General features: G+C 66.7%; 20 protein-coding genes and 1 tRNA gene. 15 read left to right on the top strand and 6 right to left on the bottom strand.

What is annotated here, in order from left to right; translation table 11 throughout:
* Nucleotides 1-259 precede the first annotated feature (259 nt).
* The 5 genes from IP69_RS14395 (at nt 260) to IP69_RS14370 (ending at nt 3,125) form a co-directional block, all read left to right on the top strand.
* On the top strand, nt 260-655 hold the full coding sequence (locus tag IP69_RS14395; protein WP_054143523.1) for a phasin: 396 nt from the start codon (nt 260-262) through the stop codon (nt 653-655).
* Between the two features lie 229 nt (nt 656-884).
* Nucleotides 885-1,907 (top strand): phasin family protein, encoded by a 1,023-nt coding sequence (locus tag IP69_RS21910; protein ID WP_156323469.1) that lies wholly within the window; start codon nt 885-887, stop codon nt 1,905-1,907.
* 143 nt (nt 1,908-2,050) lie between these two features.
* Nucleotides 2,051-2,127, top strand: a tRNA-His gene (locus tag IP69_RS14380).
* Between the two features lie 201 nt (nt 2,128-2,328).
* A complete protein-coding gene (locus tag IP69_RS14375; RefSeq protein WP_054143520.1) occupies nt 2,329-2,766 on the top strand; it encodes an Hsp20 family protein in 438 nt (145 codons plus the stop codon).
* A 92-nt stretch (nt 2,767-2,858) separates the two neighbouring features.
* Nucleotides 2,859-3,125: a DUF1150 domain-containing protein gene (locus IP69_RS14370; RefSeq protein WP_156323468.1), complete on the top strand. Its 267-nt coding sequence runs from the start codon at nt 2,859-2,861 to the stop codon at nt 3,123-3,125.
* A gap of 7 nt (nt 3,126-3,132) precedes the next feature.
* On the opposite strand, the gene IP69_RS14365 is transcribed toward IP69_RS14370, so the two are convergent.
* Nucleotides 3,133-3,927, bottom strand: a complete 795-nt coding sequence (locus IP69_RS14365) for an alpha/beta hydrolase (protein WP_054143518.1) — start codon at nt 3,925-3,927, stop codon at nt 3,133-3,135.
* Nucleotides 3,928-4,085: 158 nt separating this feature from the next.
* On the opposite strand from IP69_RS14365, the gene IP69_RS14360 reads away from it, so the two are divergent.
* The 5 genes from IP69_RS14360 to IP69_RS14340 all read left to right on the top strand — a co-directional run bounded on the left by IP69_RS14360 (nt 4,086) and on the right by IP69_RS14340 (nt 10,813).
* Nucleotides 4,086-5,303, top strand: coding sequence for a glycosyltransferase family 4 protein (locus IP69_RS14360; RefSeq protein ID WP_054143549.1), 1,218 nt, complete (start codon nt 4,086-4,088; stop codon nt 5,301-5,303).
* 98 nt (nt 5,304-5,401) lie between these two features.
* Nucleotides 5,402-5,944: a translation initiation factor IF-3 gene (gene infC, locus IP69_RS14355; protein WP_054143548.1), complete on the top strand. Its 543-nt coding sequence runs from the start codon at nt 5,402-5,404 to the stop codon at nt 5,942-5,944.
* Between the two features lie 149 nt (nt 5,945-6,093).
* Nucleotides 6,094-6,825, top strand: coding sequence for an aldolase (locus IP69_RS14350; protein ID WP_054143517.1), 732 nt, complete (start codon nt 6,094-6,096; stop codon nt 6,823-6,825).
* Between the two features lie 103 nt (nt 6,826-6,928).
* The gene (locus IP69_RS14345) at nt 6,929-8,017 is read left to right on the top strand and encodes a DUF1176 domain-containing protein (RefSeq protein ID WP_054143516.1); all 1,089 of its coding nucleotides are present in this window, start codon (nt 6,929-6,931) and stop codon (nt 8,015-8,017) included.
* 153 nt (nt 8,018-8,170) lie between these two features.
* Nucleotides 8,171-10,813, top strand: a complete 2,643-nt coding sequence (locus tag IP69_RS14340; protein ID WP_054143515.1) for a chemotaxis protein CheW — start codon at nt 8,171-8,173, stop codon at nt 10,811-10,813.
* A 21-nt stretch (nt 10,814-10,834) separates the two neighbouring features.
* Here the strand turns inward: IP69_RS14340 and IP69_RS14335 are convergent, their stop codons facing one another.
* A complete protein-coding gene (locus IP69_RS14335) occupies nt 10,835-11,233 on the bottom strand; it encodes a RidA family protein (protein WP_054143514.1) in 399 nt (132 codons plus the stop codon).
* A gap of 119 nt (nt 11,234-11,352) precedes the next feature.
* Here IP69_RS14335 and IP69_RS14330 point away from each other — a divergent pair, with 119 nt between their 5' ends.
* From IP69_RS14330 to rplT, 3 genes are all read left to right on the top strand, one after another.
* Nucleotides 11,353-11,964, top strand: a complete 612-nt coding sequence (locus IP69_RS14330; protein ID WP_248306839.1) for a TetR/AcrR family transcriptional regulator — start codon at nt 11,353-11,355, stop codon at nt 11,962-11,964.
* Between the two features lie 154 nt (nt 11,965-12,118).
* Nucleotides 12,119-12,319, top strand: coding sequence for a 50S ribosomal protein L35 (gene rpmI, locus IP69_RS14325; RefSeq protein ID WP_054143513.1), 201 nt, complete (start codon nt 12,119-12,121; stop codon nt 12,317-12,319).
* Nucleotides 12,320-12,347: 28 nt separating this feature from the next.
* Nucleotides 12,348-12,728 (top strand): 50S ribosomal protein L20, encoded by a 381-nt coding sequence (gene rplT, locus IP69_RS14320; RefSeq protein WP_054143512.1) that lies wholly within the window; start codon nt 12,348-12,350, stop codon nt 12,726-12,728.
* An 81-nt stretch (nt 12,729-12,809) separates the two neighbouring features.
* Here the strand turns inward: rplT and IP69_RS14315 are convergent, their stop codons facing one another.
* Nucleotides 12,810-13,733, bottom strand: coding sequence for a LysR family transcriptional regulator (locus IP69_RS14315; protein ID WP_054143511.1), 924 nt, complete (start codon nt 13,731-13,733; stop codon nt 12,810-12,812).
* A gap of 146 nt (nt 13,734-13,879) precedes the next feature.
* On the opposite strand from IP69_RS14315, the gene IP69_RS14310 reads away from it, so the two are divergent.
* Nucleotides 13,880-14,845 (top strand): MBL fold metallo-hydrolase, encoded by a 966-nt coding sequence (locus IP69_RS14310; protein ID WP_054143510.1) that lies wholly within the window; start codon nt 13,880-13,882, stop codon nt 14,843-14,845.
* Nucleotides 14,846-14,907: 62 nt separating this feature from the next.
* Nucleotides 14,908-15,597 (top strand): isochorismatase family protein, encoded by a 690-nt coding sequence (locus IP69_RS14305; RefSeq protein WP_054143509.1) that lies wholly within the window; start codon nt 14,908-14,910, stop codon nt 15,595-15,597.
* Nucleotides 15,598-15,645: 48 nt separating this feature from the next.
* On the opposite strand, the gene IP69_RS14300 is transcribed toward IP69_RS14305, so the two are convergent.
* The 3 genes from IP69_RS14300 to IP69_RS14290 are packed head-to-tail and all read right to left on the bottom strand — an operon-like array spanning nt 15,646 to nt 17,279.
* The gene (locus IP69_RS14300; RefSeq protein ID WP_054143508.1) at nt 15,646-16,290 is read right to left on the bottom strand and encodes an SCO family protein; all 645 of its coding nucleotides are present in this window, start codon (nt 16,288-16,290) and stop codon (nt 15,646-15,648) included.
* Entirely contained in the window at nt 16,287-16,814 is a 528-nt protein-coding gene (locus IP69_RS14295) for a hypothetical protein (protein ID WP_054143507.1), read from the bottom strand. The genes IP69_RS14300 and IP69_RS14295 overlap by 4 nt, the downstream gene beginning before the upstream one ends.
* Nucleotides 16,815-16,817: 3 nt before the next feature.
* Entirely contained in the window at nt 16,818-17,279 is a 462-nt protein-coding gene (locus tag IP69_RS14290) for a hypothetical protein (RefSeq protein ID WP_156323467.1), read from the bottom strand.
* Nucleotides 17,280-17,353: the final 74 nt, after the last annotated feature.

Raw genomic sequence — 17,353 nt, 5'->3', positions numbered from 1 at the left:
TGGTTCGTGCCATCATGGTCCACGCCATCATGGCTAACAAACATTTAATAGCGGCCAAATCACCGCGACGCCATGCGAGGCGCCGGCCTGTCCCCGCCTGCGTCGAAACAGCGTTAACGCGCGCGCCCTTCGGGGTTATGATTGTCATCGCGCGGCAATAATGATATTGCACTGCACAATAACCAAAGGCGTGCAGGATCGGCAAATCGCGGTTCAGGCACGCAGTGAGTCGATAACGACGCCACAGGAGGACGACCCCATGGAAGCCAAGACCCCCTACGAAGTTCCCCCGGAAATGCGCGAATTCGCCGAGCGCAGCGTCGAGCAGGCCCGCAAGGCCTTCGACGGTTTCATCGGCGCGGCCCATAAGGCTGTCGATACTGCCCATGGGTCGGCCGAGAGCACGCGCGTCAACACCCATGATGTTGCCCGCAAGGCGATCTCCTATGCCGAGAACAACGTCGCCGCCGCTTTCGACCTGGCCCAGAAGCTGGTCCAGTCCAAGGACCTGAACGAGGTCATGGCGCACCAGACCGAGTTCATGAAGGCGCAGATGGCCTCGCTGCAGTCGCAGTTCAAGGAAATTGGCGCCACCGCTCAGGAAATCGCGACCAAGGCAGCCGAAACCGTGACGAAGGCCACCAAGGCCAAGTAGTCGCGGCCGAATTCATAAGCCGTATGGCCGATGCCATCCCGGCTTAGACGCAACCCTCACGAGCGCCTTCACGGCGGTCTTGATGGTTGCTTTCATGGCCGCTCAGCCTGCGGCCATGATCCCATGACTGCGCCGAACTGATCATTCCGGACAGCCCAGGCGCCACTCAAAACAGCGGACGGCCCGGCCCCGCCTGGCCCAACGTTTTCAGCGCCAAAGGAGCCCCGCGATGGCCAAGCCCGCCCCGACCCGGACCAAGTCCAAGGCTCCGGTCAGCCTGTCGCCCGTCAAGGCCCTCTCGGGCGCTGGGGTGCCGGCGTCTGAGACGCCCGCCGCCAGCGCCTCGCCACCGGCCGCGACCGCCGCCCGGTCCACAACCCAGGATCCCGCCGCGGCGCCCGGCACGAAGCCATCCGTGACCACGGCGCCCGAGACGAAGGCGCCTGAGACCACGGCGCCCGAAACCAAGGCTGCCGAAACCAAGGCTGCCGAAACCAAGGCGCCCGAAACCAAGGCGCCCGAAACCAAGGCCGCCGTGCCCAAAGCGCCAGAAGCCAAATCGGTTCCGGCGAGGCCGTCTTCGATCAAGGCTGCGGCCCGTTTGATCAAGCCCAAGCCCGAAACAAGGGTGGCGTCCCCGAAGCAGCGGATCGAGAAGTCCGTTAAAGCCGTCGACAGCAAGCCGGTCGAGAGCACGTCTCCGGCGACGAAGTCTTCTGCGACGAGGCCCTCGGCGACCAAAGCGTCCGCCGACAAGACATCCGCCAGAAAACCCGCGTCGGCCACGAAATCCGCCTCCGGCCAGGCGCCTCTCGCAACTCCCGAAGCGAAGCCGAGCACGCCGGCAGTCGAGCCAAAGGCTGTCGAGCCCAAGGCAGTCGAGGCTGCCGTGGCGATCGCGAAGACCGTGACCAATCTGGTCCCGCCGGCGCCGCAAGCGAAATCGCCCGTGTCGCTGGCGGCAATGCCGCTGCCGCGCCTGCCCGCCTTTGCCGCGATCACCTCGACGACCGTGATGACGCAGACCGTGGCGATGGCAAAAGCCTTCGGCACGCTGCAGGCGAAAATGCTGGACCATGCCTGTGCCGAACTCGAGGCGACACTCGGCGAGGCGCAGACGCTGGCGCACACCGACAGCGCGGCCGACGCGGTCGCTCTGCAGGCCAAGGCCGTGCGGCGCGCCTACGACTCCTATGCGCAGCACCTGAAGGAACTGGCGCAGATCGCCAACAAGCTTGCGGCCAAGGACTGAGCGGCGAAAGCGAGGCTCCAGCGGTCGCGCTGGAACTTACCCGGCGAAACCCGCATTTCCCCGGTTGCAATCGCGGCGCGTCGGTTCTAGGTTCCGCGCCGCCGCCGATCTTGCGAAAGCTGATCGCCAAGCGCCGGGTGCGGGCAGCCATAGCTCAGTTGGTTAGAGCGCTAGATTGTGGATCTAGAGGTCCCCCGTTCAAGCCGGGGTGGCTGTACCACCCGTCCCCGCCGCCCGCGCATCGAAGCGGTTTCGTGCGTTACCTGCGCGCCGTGCGACCCTTGAAGCGGCGCGAGACTCTCGCCATATCCGGTTGAGGCAGAGGGGCTTCGCCTTCCGCCTGCGGGGCGCTGCATGGGCGGGCCCCGGTCGGTTGGGAGCGCCCTTCGGGGGCTTCGGCACGGTCAGGCAAGGTCCTGAAATGACGCGTACACCCAGTCTGTCGCACCCTTTTCTGCTCGGGTTCGACGATATCGAACGGGCTCTCGACAGGGTCGCCAAAGGCGCGAGCGAGGGCTATCCTCCCTATAATATCGAGCGTCTCCCGCGCCTCGGAGAGGAGCCGGACCGGCTCCGCATCACGCTGGCGGTGGCGGGCTTCTCGCGAGAGCAGCTCGAGATCACGCTCGAGGAGAACCAGCTGACCGTCCGCGGTCGGCAGGCCGACGACAAGACGAGGCAGTTCCTGCATCGCGGCATCGCGGCCAGGCAGTTTCAGCGCAGCTTTCTGCTCGCGGAAGGAATGCAGGTCATGGGCGCGGACCTCTCGAACGGCCTTCTGGCCATCGATCTGGTCCGCCCGGAACCGGAAAGGCTCATCCGGCGTATCGATATCGTGAGCCGTGACGAGGCTGGTTGAACTCGTGGCGGATGCAAGCGCGGTTTTGCATCCGTTCATCTTTCCAGGCGCATTTTTGTAACCGCACTCGCACTGCTCTGAAGGAGGGCGCGATGAACGAAGACAGGACAATGATCCAGATGAACCCCCTGACCCCGGCCGAATTCGCGGCGCTGGGAACAGGTCAGGTCGCCTATCTCAAATCGATGACGTCCGACGAGCTGGTGCGGATCTTCCCGCAGGCTCCGGAAATCCAGTCGGGCCTGCAGCTCTTTGCGCTGCTCTCGGCCGACGGCGCGCCGATCCTGGTGACCGATTCGCGCGAAGCCGCCACCGCCAATGCCTGGGAGCATGATCTGCGGATGGTGAGCGTCCACTAGGCCGCTATCAGGCTGCGGTTGCGATCCCCGCGACCGCGGCCTCCAGACGCAGGATGTCCTGCGGCGTCGACAGGCGATGATCGCCGTCCTTGATCAGTGTCAGGACGACAGGATCACCGCTCAAATGCTCGACGAGCTTGAGCGCATGGCGCCAGGGCACATCGGGATCAGCCATCCCCTGCAGGATATGCACCGGGCAGCCGGTTCGGATCTCCCCGCCGAACAGGAGATGCGTGCGGCCGTCCTCGATTAGCGCGCGCGTGATCGGGGTGGGATGCGGCGAATAGGCTGAAGACCGCATCCAGACCCCATCGCGCATGATGGTCTCTCGGATCGCCTCGGGCAGTTGCGCCCACATCAGCTCTTCCGAGAAATCGACGGCCGGCGCGATCAGCACGAGGCCGGCTGGCGCCAGCGGCGTGCCGAGCAGGCGACGGGCCGCGAGCAGCGCGATCCACCCGCCCATCGACGACCCCACCAGGATCGGCGGCTGGCTGCACTGCGCCGTAATCACCGCCAGCGCATCCTCCAGCCAATGCGACAGGGTCCAGCGCCCGAAATCGTCGCCGTCGTTGCAGGCCACCGCGCTTTCACCATGGCCCGCATAGTCGAAGCGCAGAAAGGCCCGGCCGGCCTCATCGGCCCATTGCGCCAGCGCCTGCGCCTTTGTCGCGCGCATGTCGGAGCGAAAGCCGCCGAGCCAGACCACGGGCGACGATGCGCCCGGCTGCGCCAGATAGGCCAGGCGGCGGCGTTCCTGGGCTGGTCCGACCTCAAGCCATTGCGGGGCTTCGCGCTCCAACGGAAATCTCCTGTGACGAATCGGCGTTGCGGGGCGAATATAGGCTGCATGTTCGGTGCATGCCCGGGCATAGTCGCGCGGCGCCGAAGCGGCGGCGTCGAAACGCGCCGGCAGGATCGGCCGGCTTGAACTGAAAGCGTTGTTGCGAAACGGTGATGATGTCCTTCCAACCCGGCGCGCATCTGTCGCTGCCATCGACCGAGGCCCACCCCCTCGTCGGGCGGACGATCCTGCAGATCATCCCCGATCTTGACGCGGGCGGCGCCGAGCGCACCACGGTCGATATCGCCGAGGGGCTGACGGCCGTCGGCGCCCGCGCTCTGGTCGCAACCGAAGGCGGCCGGCTGGTGGCCGAGCTTCAGGCCAAGGGCGGTGTCTGGCTGCCGTTTCCGGCGGCGGCCAAGAACCCGCTCGCCATGGCGCTCAACATCCGCAAGCTCGTGCTGCTGTGCCGACATGAGGGCGTCGATCTCATCCATGCGCGATCGCGGGCACCGGCCTGGGTGGCGCTGGCCGCGGCACGCACGCTCAAGCGGCCCTTCGTGACCACCTATCACGGCTCCTACAACAGCCGCTCGGCCGTGAAGACGCTCTACAACTCGATCATGGCGCGCGGCGACGTCGTCATCGCCAACTCGGCCTATACCGCCGAGTTGATCCTGGCCAGGCACGGCTTCGCCCGGGACCGCATCCGCATCGTCAACCGCGGCACCAATTTTTCAGCCTTTGCCCCGCAGGCCGTTGCGCCGGAGCGCATCCAGGCCCTGCGCCGGGCCTGGGGCGTCGAGCCGCATCAGCGCATCGTGCTGCTGCCGGGCCGTCTGACCAGTTGGAAGGGCCAGCGCGTCCTGATCGAAGCCGCCCGGATCCTGCGCGACAGTGGCGATACCGACACCGCCTTCATCCTCGCGGGCGACGCGCAGGGCCGCGACGGCTATGTCCGTGAACTCGACGAGCTTGTCGCCAAGGCCGGGCTGGAGGGCCGCGTCAAGCGCGTCGGCCATTGCACCGACATGCCCGCCGCCCTGTTGGCGGCCTCCGTCGTCACCGTGCCGTCGACCGAGCCGGAGGCGTTCGGCCGCGTCGCCGTTGAGGCGCAGGCGATGGGAACGCCGGTCGTCGTGTCGGATCTCGGCGCCGTGCCCGAAACCGTGCTCGCCCCGCCGCAGACCAGCCCGGGCGAGCGCACCGGCTGGCGGGTGCCGCCGGGCGATGCTGACGCGCTCGCGGCGGCGCTGGAGGGCGCGCTTGGCTTGCGGCCCTCTGCGCGCGACAATCTCGCTTTGCGCGCGCGCCGTCATGTCGAGGGCCGGTTTTCGCTCGAGACGATGGTCAACGAGACTCTCGATGTCTATTGCGCGCTGCTCGGGCGGTAACCACCTATCGTTTTCGCCTGATCCATTGACAACGCGCATCTTTGTGCAATGTGTCTGCTCATGGGCGCCAGAAGCGCCATTCACAGGAGAATACCACCATTCGTCGTCCTTTCCGTGCTGCCCCGACCCCGACCAAAGACGGCCCGCGTTCCAACCGCGACATCCGTGGCGTCCGTGACGTCCAGCTCATTGACGATACCGGCGCCAACCGTGGCGTGGTCTCGTTCTTCGAGGCGTTGAAGATTGCCGAGGATGCCGGTCTCGACCTTGTCGAGATCGCCCCCAATTCCGAGCCGCCGGTCTGCAAGATTCTCGATTACGGGCGCTTCCGCTTCCTGGAGCAGAAGAAGGCCGCCGAGGCGCGCAAGAAGCAGCGCACCATCGAGATCAAGGAAATCAAGCTGCGTCCGGGCATCGACAAGCATGACTACGACGTCAAGATGAAGGCCATGCTCGGCTTCTTCGAGGAGGGCGACAAGGTCAAGGTGACCCTGCGCTTCCGCGGCCGCGAGATGGCCCACCAGGATCTCGGCGTGAAGGTGCTCGAGCGCGTCAAGGCCGATCTGGTCGAACAGGCCAAGGTCGAAAGCGACTGGCAGCTCGAAGGCCGCCAGATGGTCATGGTGCTGGCACCGCGATAAGCTGTCGCCAGTGGCGCCGGACGATTGGCGCCAGGCTATTACTGCTATGCAATCGGCATCAGGCCCGGCCCCAGCGCCGGGCCTTGTCATGTGCGGTCACGGGATGCTTCGTTCGGGTTTGATCCCATCGAGCGCGAGCAGCCATCGCCATGCACCAGCCCAGCATCACCCACCAGCGTCGCGATCTCGCCGCCGCCTTGCGCCTCGCCGCGAAGTTCGAGCTCAATGAGGGCATCTGCAACCACTTTTCGGTGGCCCTGCCCGACGGGTCCGACGGCCGCCCGCGCTATCTGATCAACCCCTATGGCGTGCATTGGTCGGAGATGAAGCCCTCCGACCTCCTGCTCATCGACGAGCGCGGGCAGGTGCTGGAAGGGGAGGGCGAGGTCGAGGCCACCGCCCGCAACATCCATGTCGCTGCCCACAAGGCCAATCCGCGCCATGTCGCGGTGCTGCATGTCCACATGCCCTATGCCACCGCGTTGACCATGGTCGAGGGTGGAAGGCTGGAGATGGCGCACCAGACAGCCTGCCGCTTCCATGGCCGCACGCTTTATGTCGATCATTTCGGGGGCCTGGCGCTCGACGAAAGCGAGGGCGAGGCGATCGTCGCCGCCAACCGGGCGCAGGCCGGCGCCGACATCACCTTCCTCGCCCATCATGGCGTCACCATCGGCGGCCCCTCCGTCGCGGTCGCCTTCGACGATCTCTATTTCCTGGAGCGCGCCTGCCGCCAGCAGGTGCTGGCGATGTCGACCGGCAAGCCGCTGAAGCTGATTCCGCAGCCTGAAATCGAAGCCACCGCGCGCGAATGGCGCCAGGTTCTGGTGCATCAATCGGAGAAGCATTTCGCGGCGCTGATGCGCATCGAGGGTGTCTGACGCTGCGTCATGTTTCCTGTTCTCCGTTGATGCGGTTTTGGCTACTGTCCCCGCTGCGGTGAGGGGTGGTGGCTTGGACCCCCCTCAGGCTGGGGGCAAGGCTATGGGTTCGAAATCGGTCGCAGCGGCCATCGCCGCATCGGTGATCGCCGCTGTGTCGTTCGGGCCGGTTCGGGCCCAGACCCAGCCCAAGCCCCCGGCCCAGCCGGCTGCGCAGCCCCGGCCCGATGACGGCAAACTCGACCTGAAGCTGTTCGACAAGGCGGAGGTCGACCGCTCGAAAGGCTGTTCGGTTGCGCTGTGGCAGGCCAACCGCGACCCCGACAAGGACCGCTACGCCTTCATCTTTTCCGAGGCGCTCAGCGGCCAGAACCACGCCCGCGCGCCCGCGCGCATCAAGGTCGGCGAGAAGATCCTGCCGATGACGCGCGTGGCGATCGGCGGCAAGGTCGGTGGCTACGGCCTCTACCCCTACCAACTCTACAGGCTCGGCGAGGGCGACGGTTTCGCCGTGCTCGACCTCAAGCTCGGCGAGATCGAGGGCGAGGCGGTCGAGATCGAGAGCGGTACGCTGACCGTGTCGATGGTCGGCAAGCTGCAGGCACGCGTGCCCGTGAAGGGCGGGGCCGGCTGCATGACAGCGCCTGCCGCAGCCCCGCCTCCGGCTGCCCCACCCGCCACAGCGGCAGTACCCACCAGTTTAGATGGCATCTTCAGCCGCTACACAGTCAGGCCCGCCCAGATCCCGCGCACGCTCCCGGCGACGCTCAAGAGCCGCTTCGGCTGCGAGCCGGAGATGCTGAAGGCCGGCGTCACCGGCTTCCAGATGTCGGAGGAATCGGCGATCTGGGAACTGCCCTGCCAGCGCTTCAACATCCAGGCGAACGCCGTCTATGCGCTGGTGTACCTGCCGGAGCCGGCGCAGAACCTCCGTTTCCTGAGCTTCAAGGCACCGCCCGGCAAGAAGCGCACGAGCGCCCCGGCCGAACTGATGTCGCCGGAATGGGACGTCAAGACCCGCACCGTCGCCGGTACTGCGCTTGGCCGCGGCGAGGGCGACTGCGGCGTGTATGAGCGTCACCGCGTCGGACCGGACGGCGAATTCGTCCTGGTCGAGTACCGCGAGAAGGTGGCCTGCGACGGAAAGGCGACCAAGCCCGAGCAGTTCCCGCTGGTGTATCGGGGCCGGTAAAAGCTCGCGGTGACGTGAAGGCAGAGGCGCTCAAGCGCCGTGTTGGCGGCCATGCTGCTGGAAATTTAGGCATCGAGACCTTCGAGCACGGATGCGAATCAGCGTGCTTGGTGATTTTCTCTCGCGCGCTGCGATACGATGAGTACCGTTGGCATGCGTTCCCCGACCGGCGCCGTGCCGACGGGCGACGGCCGACCGGAAGGCGCCTGCGACTTGGCTACCCTGCACCCAGGAATCGAGATCGATCCGGCGCTGGCCAGCCTGATCCGGCATATGCGGGCGATCGACGATTATCGTCAGGTCTTCGACCGTCTGCAGGGTTCGTGGGACACGCTGACGCTGCTGGGGCAGCTCTCCGGCAACGCCACCGAGATGTCGGGCACGCGCTCCGCCTTCGAGAATCTGACCGCGCGGCTTATCGGCCACCTCGCCAAGGAAACCCGCGACAAGGTGATGACCGATCTGCGCATCAAGGCGCAGAACGCCATCGACGTTCTGGTCCGCAACCTGTTCGAGCGCACGGCCGATATCGGCTTCCTCGCCGCCGACACCGACATTTGCGAGATGCTGGAGGCCAAGCCGTCGCCGGATGCGCGCGCGACGATCGAGGCACGCTTCCGCGACTATGTCGCGAAGTACTCGGTCTATTCCGACATCGTCCTCGTCGATCGCGAGGGCGCGATCCGGGCCAGGCTCGCCACCCATGACGCGCAGACCGCGCGCCACGCGATCATCGACGAGGCGCTGACCTCGAGCGGCGCCTATGTCGAGCATTACGGCGTGCTGGATTTCGTCTCCGAGGAGCAGGCGCTGGTCTATGCCTGGCGGGTCGAGGACGCCGCCAAGCGCCCGCTCGGCGTGCTCGTTTTGGTCTTCAAGCTGGCCGATGAGATGGCCGGCATCTTCCGCAAGCTGCTGCCGGAGCATGACTGGACCGTGCTGGCCTGTGTCTCGCCGGAGGGCGACGTCATCGCCGGCTCCTGCCCCATCCAGTTGCCGGCCGGGCTGAAGCTGTCGCCGGCGGCGCTGCAGGGGCGAGATCCGGTCATCAGGCTCGGCGGGCGGCAATATCTCGCCATGGCCTGCAGGACCTCGGGCTATCAGGGTTATATGGGCCCCGGCTGGATCGGGCTCGGCCTGATTCCGCTGGATGCAGCGTTCGATCAGGGCGAGGGCGAACTCAGCAAGGGCATCGGCGAGGATCTGCTCGCGGCCGTCACCAGCCAGGCCGGCCTGTTCTCCGCCGAATTGCGCGACGTCTCGCGTCAGGCGGCGACGATCCAGGGCGATCTCAACCGTTCGGTCTGGAACGGCTCGATCCGCCAGGCGGGCTCGACCGCCGCCAACGCCGCCTTCTCGAAGATCCTGCTCTGGGAGATCTCCAGCGCCGGCCGCAAGACGCAGGCTGTCTGCGACGCCTCGATCGGCGACCTTCACCGCACGGTCGTCGCGGCGATCATGGAGAAGTGCCGCTCGCGCGCCGCTTTCGCCATCGACGTCATGGACCGCAATCTCTACGAGCGCGCCAATGACTGCCGCTGGTGGGCGCTGAATGCGAGCTTCGCCCGCGTGCTGGCCGCGCCTTCGCCGGAGCGGCGGCGGCTCTGCGGCGAGATCCTCGCCACGATCAACGCGCTCTACACCGTCTACAGCAACCTCATCCTGTTCGATGCGCAGGGCGTGGTCGTTGCCGTCTCGCAGCCCTCCCAAGCGTATCTCGTCGGCACGACGCTGGAAGCCGAATGGGTCGCACGCACGCTGAGCCTGCGTTCGGGTCAGCATTACGGCGTCTCCGCCTTCGAGCCGAGCCCGCTGTATGACGACGCCGCGACGCTGGTCTACACGGCGGCGGTGCAGGCACCGTCCGGCGGCAAGGCGCTCGGCGGCATCGCCATCGTCTTCGATTCGACGCCGCAATTTGCCGCGATCCTGGCGGATTCCCTGCCGGCCAGCGAGGATGGCGCGCCCTTGCCTGGCGCCTTTGCGGTGCTGGTGGGAAGCGACGAGCGCGTGATCGCCTCGAGCGATCCACGTTTCCCGATCGGCTCGCAGACGCCCTTGCCGGTTGATGCCGCAAATCTCGATCGCGACGGCGACCTTGCCTGCATCCGCAGCTTCGATGGCAAGCATATGGCCGTGGGCGCGGCGCTCTCGAAGGGCTACCGCGAATACAAGACCAGCGACGGCCATCGTGCCGATGTCGTGGCGCTCTGCGCCGTGCCGCTCGGCGATGTTGCTGCAGGCGCGGCCGTCAGGCCGGCTGCAGGTGGGGCCGGACGAGGCACGCTCGCCGCGCACAAGCCGGGCGACGGCGTCGAAGCCTTCGAGGTAGCGACCTTCCATATCGGCCGGCACTGGCTTGGCGTGAAGGCCCGCGACGTGATCGAAGCGGTCGATATCGTCGGCCTGAAGCCATCGGCTCGCAAGGCCGGCGACGGGCTGCTCGCCGGTTACAAGCTGCATCAGGGCCAGCCGGTACCGGTGCTGCGCCTGGCGCGCCTGCTCGGCATCCCCGACGCGTCGTCCGACGAGCAGCAGATCGTCATCGTCCGCGCCGCCGGCCGGACATTGGGGCTGATCGTCGACGCGCTCGGCCTCATCCCCGAGATCGCGGCCTCCGATCTGCAGCCGCTGCGCGACCTCACGGCCAAGGCCGACGTGCCGGCGCTCGGCGTCGTCGCGGCCCGCGACGCCCGTGGCGAGCCGGCGGGCATGCTGATGCTGCTTGATGTCGATCGGCTCGGCGCGCGCCTCAGCGGCGAGAACGGCGAGGGCTTCATCCGCGCCGCTGAGTAGCGAACTTGCAGGCCGGAGGCGTCAGGCGGCCTGCGGCAGGCGCGCGATCACCTTGATCTCGAAATCGAAGCCAGCCAGCCAGGTCACGCCGACGGCCGTCCAGGTCGGGTAGGGCTGTTCGCCGAAGGCTTTCAGCCGGATCGGATTGAGAATCTCCCATTGCGCGGCCGGGTCGGTGTGGAAAGTGGTCACATCGACGACGTCGTCGAACGAGGCGCCGGCGGCCTTCAGCACGGCCCCAAGATTGTCGAAGGCAAGCTGGACCTGTCTTGCGAAGTCAGGCTCGGGTGAGCCGTCTTCACGGCTGCCGACCTGGCCCGAGACGAACAGAAGGTCGCCCGAGCGAACCGCCGCGGAATAGCGGTTGATCTCGTAAAGCGCCTGCCGGCCGGGAGGAAAGATCGCATCGCGTTGGGTCATGGTGTAGCTCCGGTTGGAAGAGGGCAGGGCCGTCATTGATATACGCCCCGTATGCTTATATGTCGGAGCATACGGGGCGTATGTCAATAAGCATACGGTTCGTATGTGATTTTCAGGAGATGGCGGTGGCCGCGAGACGACGTGCCGACATGGTCGAGGAAACCCGGGCCAAGCTCATCGAGGCCGCGCGAAAGGCGTTCGCGGCCAAGGGCTATGCGGGAGCCTCGATGGATGACCTGACCGCTGAAGCTGGACTGACGCGCGGCGCGCTCTACCACAATTTCGGCGACAAGAAGGGCCTGCTTCAGGCCGTCATCGACCAACTCGACGCGGAGATGCTGGTCCGCATGGGCGAGGCAAAAGAGCAGGCGGATACGCGATGGCTCGGCTTTCTGAGCGAAAGCGTGGCCTATATCGAGATGGCCCTGGAGCCCGAAATCCAGCGCATCATGCTTCTCGACGGGCCGGCGGTTCTGGGCGACCCCTCGCAGTGGCCTAACCAGAACGCCTGTCTGCGCACGACCACGCAGACGATCCAGGCGCTTATCGACGAGGGAACCATTGGACCCGTGAATGCGGAGGCCGCCGCCCGGCTGCTCAATGGAGCGGCCCTCAATGCTGCGCTCTGGATCGCCGCTGCCGACGATCCTCGAGCCGTGTTCGGCAAGGCCGTCGGCGCCTTCCGGCAACTGGCGACAGGTCTGCTGAACAAAAGCACTGGCGAGAGCTGACGGCACGACCCTTGCCACCCCCTGCCTTTTCTGTCATACGCGCGTCCTTCGATCGCCCGGCTGATAAGGGCTGCCGTGGCGGTCGATCTTTGCTTCCAGCAAGCAAACATGAAGCGGCGCCGTTTGCGCGCTCGCGACCTATTGAGGAGCGAAAATGCCCAAGATCAAGACGAAGTCGAGCGCCAAGAAGCGCTTCAAGATCACCGGAACCGGGAAAGTGCTCTACGCACAGGCCGGCAAGCGTCACGGGATGATCAAGCGGACCAACAAGCAGCTCCGCAATCACCGCGGCACAGCCACCCTGTTCGAGGGTGATGCGGCCAACGTGAAGAAGTATTTCCTCCCCAACGGCTGACGCCCCCTAACCTTTCCGGAGATCAAACATGGCTCGCGTGAAACGGGGCGTAACGTCCCATGCCAAGCACAAGAAGACACTTAAGGCCGCCAAGGGCTTCTATGGCCGCCGCAAGAACACGATCCGCGCCGCCAAGGCGGCCGTCGATCGCTCGATGCAGTACGCCTATCGCGACCGCAAGAACAAGAAGCGCTCCTTCCGCGCGCTCTGGATCCAGCGCCTGAACGCCTCCGTGCGGGAACATGGCCTGGTCTATTCGGTCTTCATCAACGGCCTGCACAAGGCCGGCATCGAGCTCGACCGCAAGACCCTGTCGGCGATGGCCATCGACGACGCCGCCTCCTTCACGGCGGTGGTCGAGATGGTCAAGGCCGCGCTCGCCGCCGAGCCGCAGGCCCAGGCCGCCTGAGCTTTCGGGCACTGAAGATATGAAAAGGCCGGCAGCGATGCCGGTCTTTTTTGTTTGATCACGGTGGCGATGATCGCGCCGTCAGGCCATCGCGGGCCGGTTGCCCTCCAGACCCATCATCTCGGCCCGCAGCCGCGGCACCGCCCAGTCCAGAAAGCACCGCACCTTCAGCGGCTGCAATTCCGCGTCCGGATAGATCAGGCTGACCGGGAGCGGCTCCGGAGCGAAGTCGGCGAGGAGCACCTGCAACCGGCCGGCCCGCACCTCATCGACCACCTGATAGGACAAGAGGCGGACGACCCCGAGGCCGGCCAGAGCGGCCTGGATGGCTGCCTCCGTCGAGTTGACGGCGAGTCGGGGGCGCGGCTCGACGGCGAAGGCTGCGCTGTCGCGCCGATATCGCCATTCCGGCGACGTGGCGAACCCCTGAAACGTGATCCCGTCATGGCCGGCGAGGTCTTCCGGCGAGTGCGGCAGGCCGCGCCGGGCGAGGTATCCGGGGCTGGCGCAGATCACCCGCTGCACCCGGCCGACGCGGGTCGCGATCAGCGTGCTGTCCGCCAGATGCCCGATCCGCAGAGCGATATCGACATGCTCCTCGACCAGATTGACCAGCCGGTCGGCGAGGAGAAGCCGCAGGCTGATCTCGGGATGCTCCGCCAGAAAGCCGAGCGCGATGGGCATGAGATGACGCTGCCCGAACGCGACCGGTGCGGTCACATGCAGTTCCCCGCGCGGGATCTGATATTCGCGGGCGGCTTCCCGCTCGGCCTCTTCCAGTTGCCCGAGAATGCGCCGTGAGGCGGTGACATAGGCGCGCCCGGCCTCGGTGAGGGCGACCCGGCGGCTCGTGCGGACGATGAGTCGGGTGCCCAGATGCTGCTCCAGCTCCGCAACCTTGCGGCTGACGGAGGCAAGCGGCGCCCTGAGCTGACGGGCGCCCGCCGAGAGGCTGCCCGCCTCGACCACGGCCAGCAAGACCGACATCGCCTCAAACCGGTCCATCCGTTCCTCCTGCCATGCGGGAGGAACACTCCCGAAACGCCAAGATACTGCAGGTGCGAACGGAGTTCTAATGTCGCGGTCGGGCGGGCCGCACCCCACGGAAATCTCCTCCGGATTTCAGGCGGCAGCCGGATGGAGCCTTTGTGATGGCCAATCTTTCCCGCCGCGCTTTTGCAGGCATCCTTCCCCTCGGCGTGGTCGGCGGCGGCCTGCTGCCGCTGCTCGCGCCCGGCGACGCCGTCGCGGCCCCGGTCGCGGGGCCGGTGACACCTCTGGCGCAGATCAAGATCGGCCGCTTCACGGTGACCGCGCTGACGGACGGCTATGCCGACATGCCCTACACCTTCTTCCCGGGGCGCAGCGCCGCCCAGGTCGAGCAGGCGGCCGTGGCGCAAAAAATCGCCAGGCCCAGCGGCGTCCGGTTCGTCTTCAACCAGTATCTGATCGAGGATGGCGAGCGCCGCATCCTGATCGACACCGGACCGGCGGGCTCGATCGGCAAGACCGGCGCGCTGCCGCAAGCGCTGGCCGCGCTCGGCGTGAGCCCCGACCAGATCGACGCCATCATCGTGACCCATATGCACCAGGACCATATGGGCGGCCTGATCGCCGGCGGGCAGACGGTTTTCCCCAAGGCGGAACTCTATATCGACCGGCGCGACGTTACGCATTGGACCGACCCGGCCAAGCGCAGCACCGCTCCCGATTATCTTCAGACCAGCTTCCGGATGGCCACGGACGTCGTGCGGCTCTATCCCCGCCTCCAGGCCACCGACGGCGCGCGCGAGATTGCGCGCGGCATCTCCATCGTCGATCTCACGGGCCACACGCCCGGGCATATCGGGGTGCGCATCGCCGATGCCGGCCAGAGCCTGATCATGGTCTCCGACACGGTCTTCCCCGTCGTTCACCCGGCGGCGACCGATGTGACCTTCCTGTTCGAGCAGGATCGCGCCGCGGCGAAGGCGATGCGGGACCGGTTCTTTGCAAGCGCCGCCGCGGAGGGCATTCTGATCGCCGCGACGCATATGCCGTTCCCCGGCCTCGGCCGTATCGTCTCCGACCGGGGCGAGTTGCGCTGGCAGGTCGCCGACTGGGCCCTTCAGGACTGAGCGGGGCACGGACGCCGCGTAGGCGCCATCGAGCCGATCAACAGCAGCAGGGGACGATTGCCATGGAACCGTCGCGGACCAAATCGAGCGTGCTTCCGACAGGCGGGGGAGCCGCGCTGATCGACCCGTCCGACACGGTCGTCCTTCTCCTCGACCACCAGTCCGGCCTGTTCCAGACGGTCAAGGATATCCCGGTCGCCGATCTCAGGCGCAATGTCGAGATGATCGCGAAGCTCTGTACGCTGCTGAATATCCCGGTGATCACGACGGCCTCGGAGCCCGCCGGCACCAACGGCCCGCTGATGCCGGAAATCCATCAATACGCACCGCACGCCACCTATGTCGCGCGCAAGGGCGAGGTGAACGCCTGGGACAACACGGACTTCGTGGCCTGCGTGGAATCGACCGGCCGAAAGACGCTGGTCATGGCCGGTGTCTGGACCAGTGTGTGCGTGATGTTTCCGGCTCTCGACGCTCATGTGGCGGGTTACGACGTCTATGCCGTGATCGATGCGTCAGGCGATCCCAGCGAGATGGCGTCGCGCACCTCGCTGGCCCGCTTTGTCCAGGGCGGCGTCAAGCCGACGACGACAAACGCGCTCCTGTCGGAGCTGCACCGCACCTGGGCGCGCCCGGAGGCGGCGGAACTGGCGCAGCTCTACGGGCTGGTGTCTCCCAACTATGCCGCCGTGATCGAAAGCTACCAGCGGGCTCAGGAAGCGGCGTTGGCGTCACGGCCGGCCGGGTCCTGAGCGCGGGCGGCGAGGCTTCGGCATGGAGCGAATGCGGTCGAGGGAGGCTTACGCCAGATAGCCCCGCAGCACCGCCGCCATGCGATCCGCCCCGGTCTTGTGCGGCAGCAGGGTCAGGAAGCGCCCCTCGCGATCCATCAGATAGGTCAGCGAGCCATGGTCGACGGCGTATTCGCCATGGCCGTGATGCGGCTGTGTCAGCTTGCGGCGATGCACCTTGTAGGCCCTGGCCACAGCGGCGATCTGCGCCTCGCTGCCGGTCAGCCCGATCAACGCGGGATGGAAAGCCGCGACATAGGCCGCCAGCACCGGCGGCGTGTCATGGGCCGGATCGACCGTGACGAAGAGCGGCGCGACGCGCTGCGCCAGCGGGCCCAGCCCATCCAGCGCCTGCGCCATGGTCGGCAGATCGACCGGGCAGGTGTCCGTGCAGCGCGTGAAGCCGAAATAGACCAGCATGAAGCGGCCGCGGAAATCGCCGTCGCTGACGGGCTTGCCGGTATGGTCGATCAGCGAGAACGGGCCGCCGAAGCGCCCGGCCAGGGGATCGCGGGCATCGCGGCCAGGGGGCGGGGAGCCGTGAGCAGGGCCGTGATGGGTGGTGGCATGCTGGGCCCAGGTCGGTGCCGCTACGCCGGCCGCGAGACCCGCCAGACAGATGCGCCGCGTGATGTACACCGACCTGGCGCTCACGGCTTCGGCTTGGGCGTGAGGCCCTTGATGCCGAGCGGCCCATCCTCGGCGAGGATGCGGTTGGCCTCCGGATCGGCGCGCCACCATTCCTCGGCCTTGCCGTTGCGGGCTTCCCACTCGGTCTTGAAGCGCTCGGCCGCAACGAAGGGCTCGCTGCTGCCGGCGGCGCGGACGCCCTGCACGAAGAACAACGTGATCGCGGGGTTCTCGATCAAAAGCCCATCCGCCTCGATCTCCTTGCCGCAGAAGCCGATCAGATCGGGCACAGCCGCGGCGAAATCGACATTGCCCTTGGCGACGAGACGGAAGCTGCCATCCGCCTGCACGACGCCGAGTTGGCGCTTGCCGCCGCCGCAATCCGGCACGCACCGCTTCGTCAGATGGCACAGCGCATCGACGACGCGGCCCTTCAGCACCAGCGGCTTCTCATGGGGAATGCCCCAGGGCTCGGCGGCCAGTGCGGGCGAGCCGGCGCCGAGGACGGCGATCGTCCAAAAGATCGCAAGGCGGGTCGCGCGCGCCATCGCTCAGTTCCCGAACGGCTGAATGCCGTGCTCGTCATGGGTCATGGTGATGACGCCCTTGTCGTCGGCGATGCGGTCGACCAGCAGGTATTTCACCCCGTCGCGTTCGAGCAACTCGCCATCGACAGTGACCTCATGGGTCGCCATCCGGGCGATGCGGGGATTGGCGACGCTGTCCTCGTCGTCGCCGATCTTGAGGATCAGATAGAGATCGCCCTTCGCATCGCGGATGCTGACCGGGATGCCGCCCAGCGCGCACCAGACCGCGCATTGGTGATGGGCCGTGCCCTTGGCGAACATCAGCCCGCTGATCGAACACCAGGTGTCGCTGATCTCGCCGCTGACGGTGACGCGGCGGCCATCCTGCGCCATGGCCGGAAACGCAGCACCGGCGCATAGCAGGCTCGCCGCCACCAGCATCCGCCATGGCGACGGGCGGCTTGGCCGCTTCCGGGATTGCGACATGGTTGTCATGCAACAGCACCCATCGTGACGAACGCCCCGGTTTCGCGGTCGCGGCCCTGCTTTGCCGGCGTGAT

It is taken from the genome of Allobosea sp. AAP35 (genome assembly GCF_001295925.1).
Taxonomy (GTDB): domain Bacteria; phylum Pseudomonadota; class Alphaproteobacteria; order Rhizobiales; family Beijerinckiaceae; genus Allobosea.
Note: the sequence above shows the minus strand (reverse complement) of the source record. Positions and strands in the feature narration are given on the sequence as shown.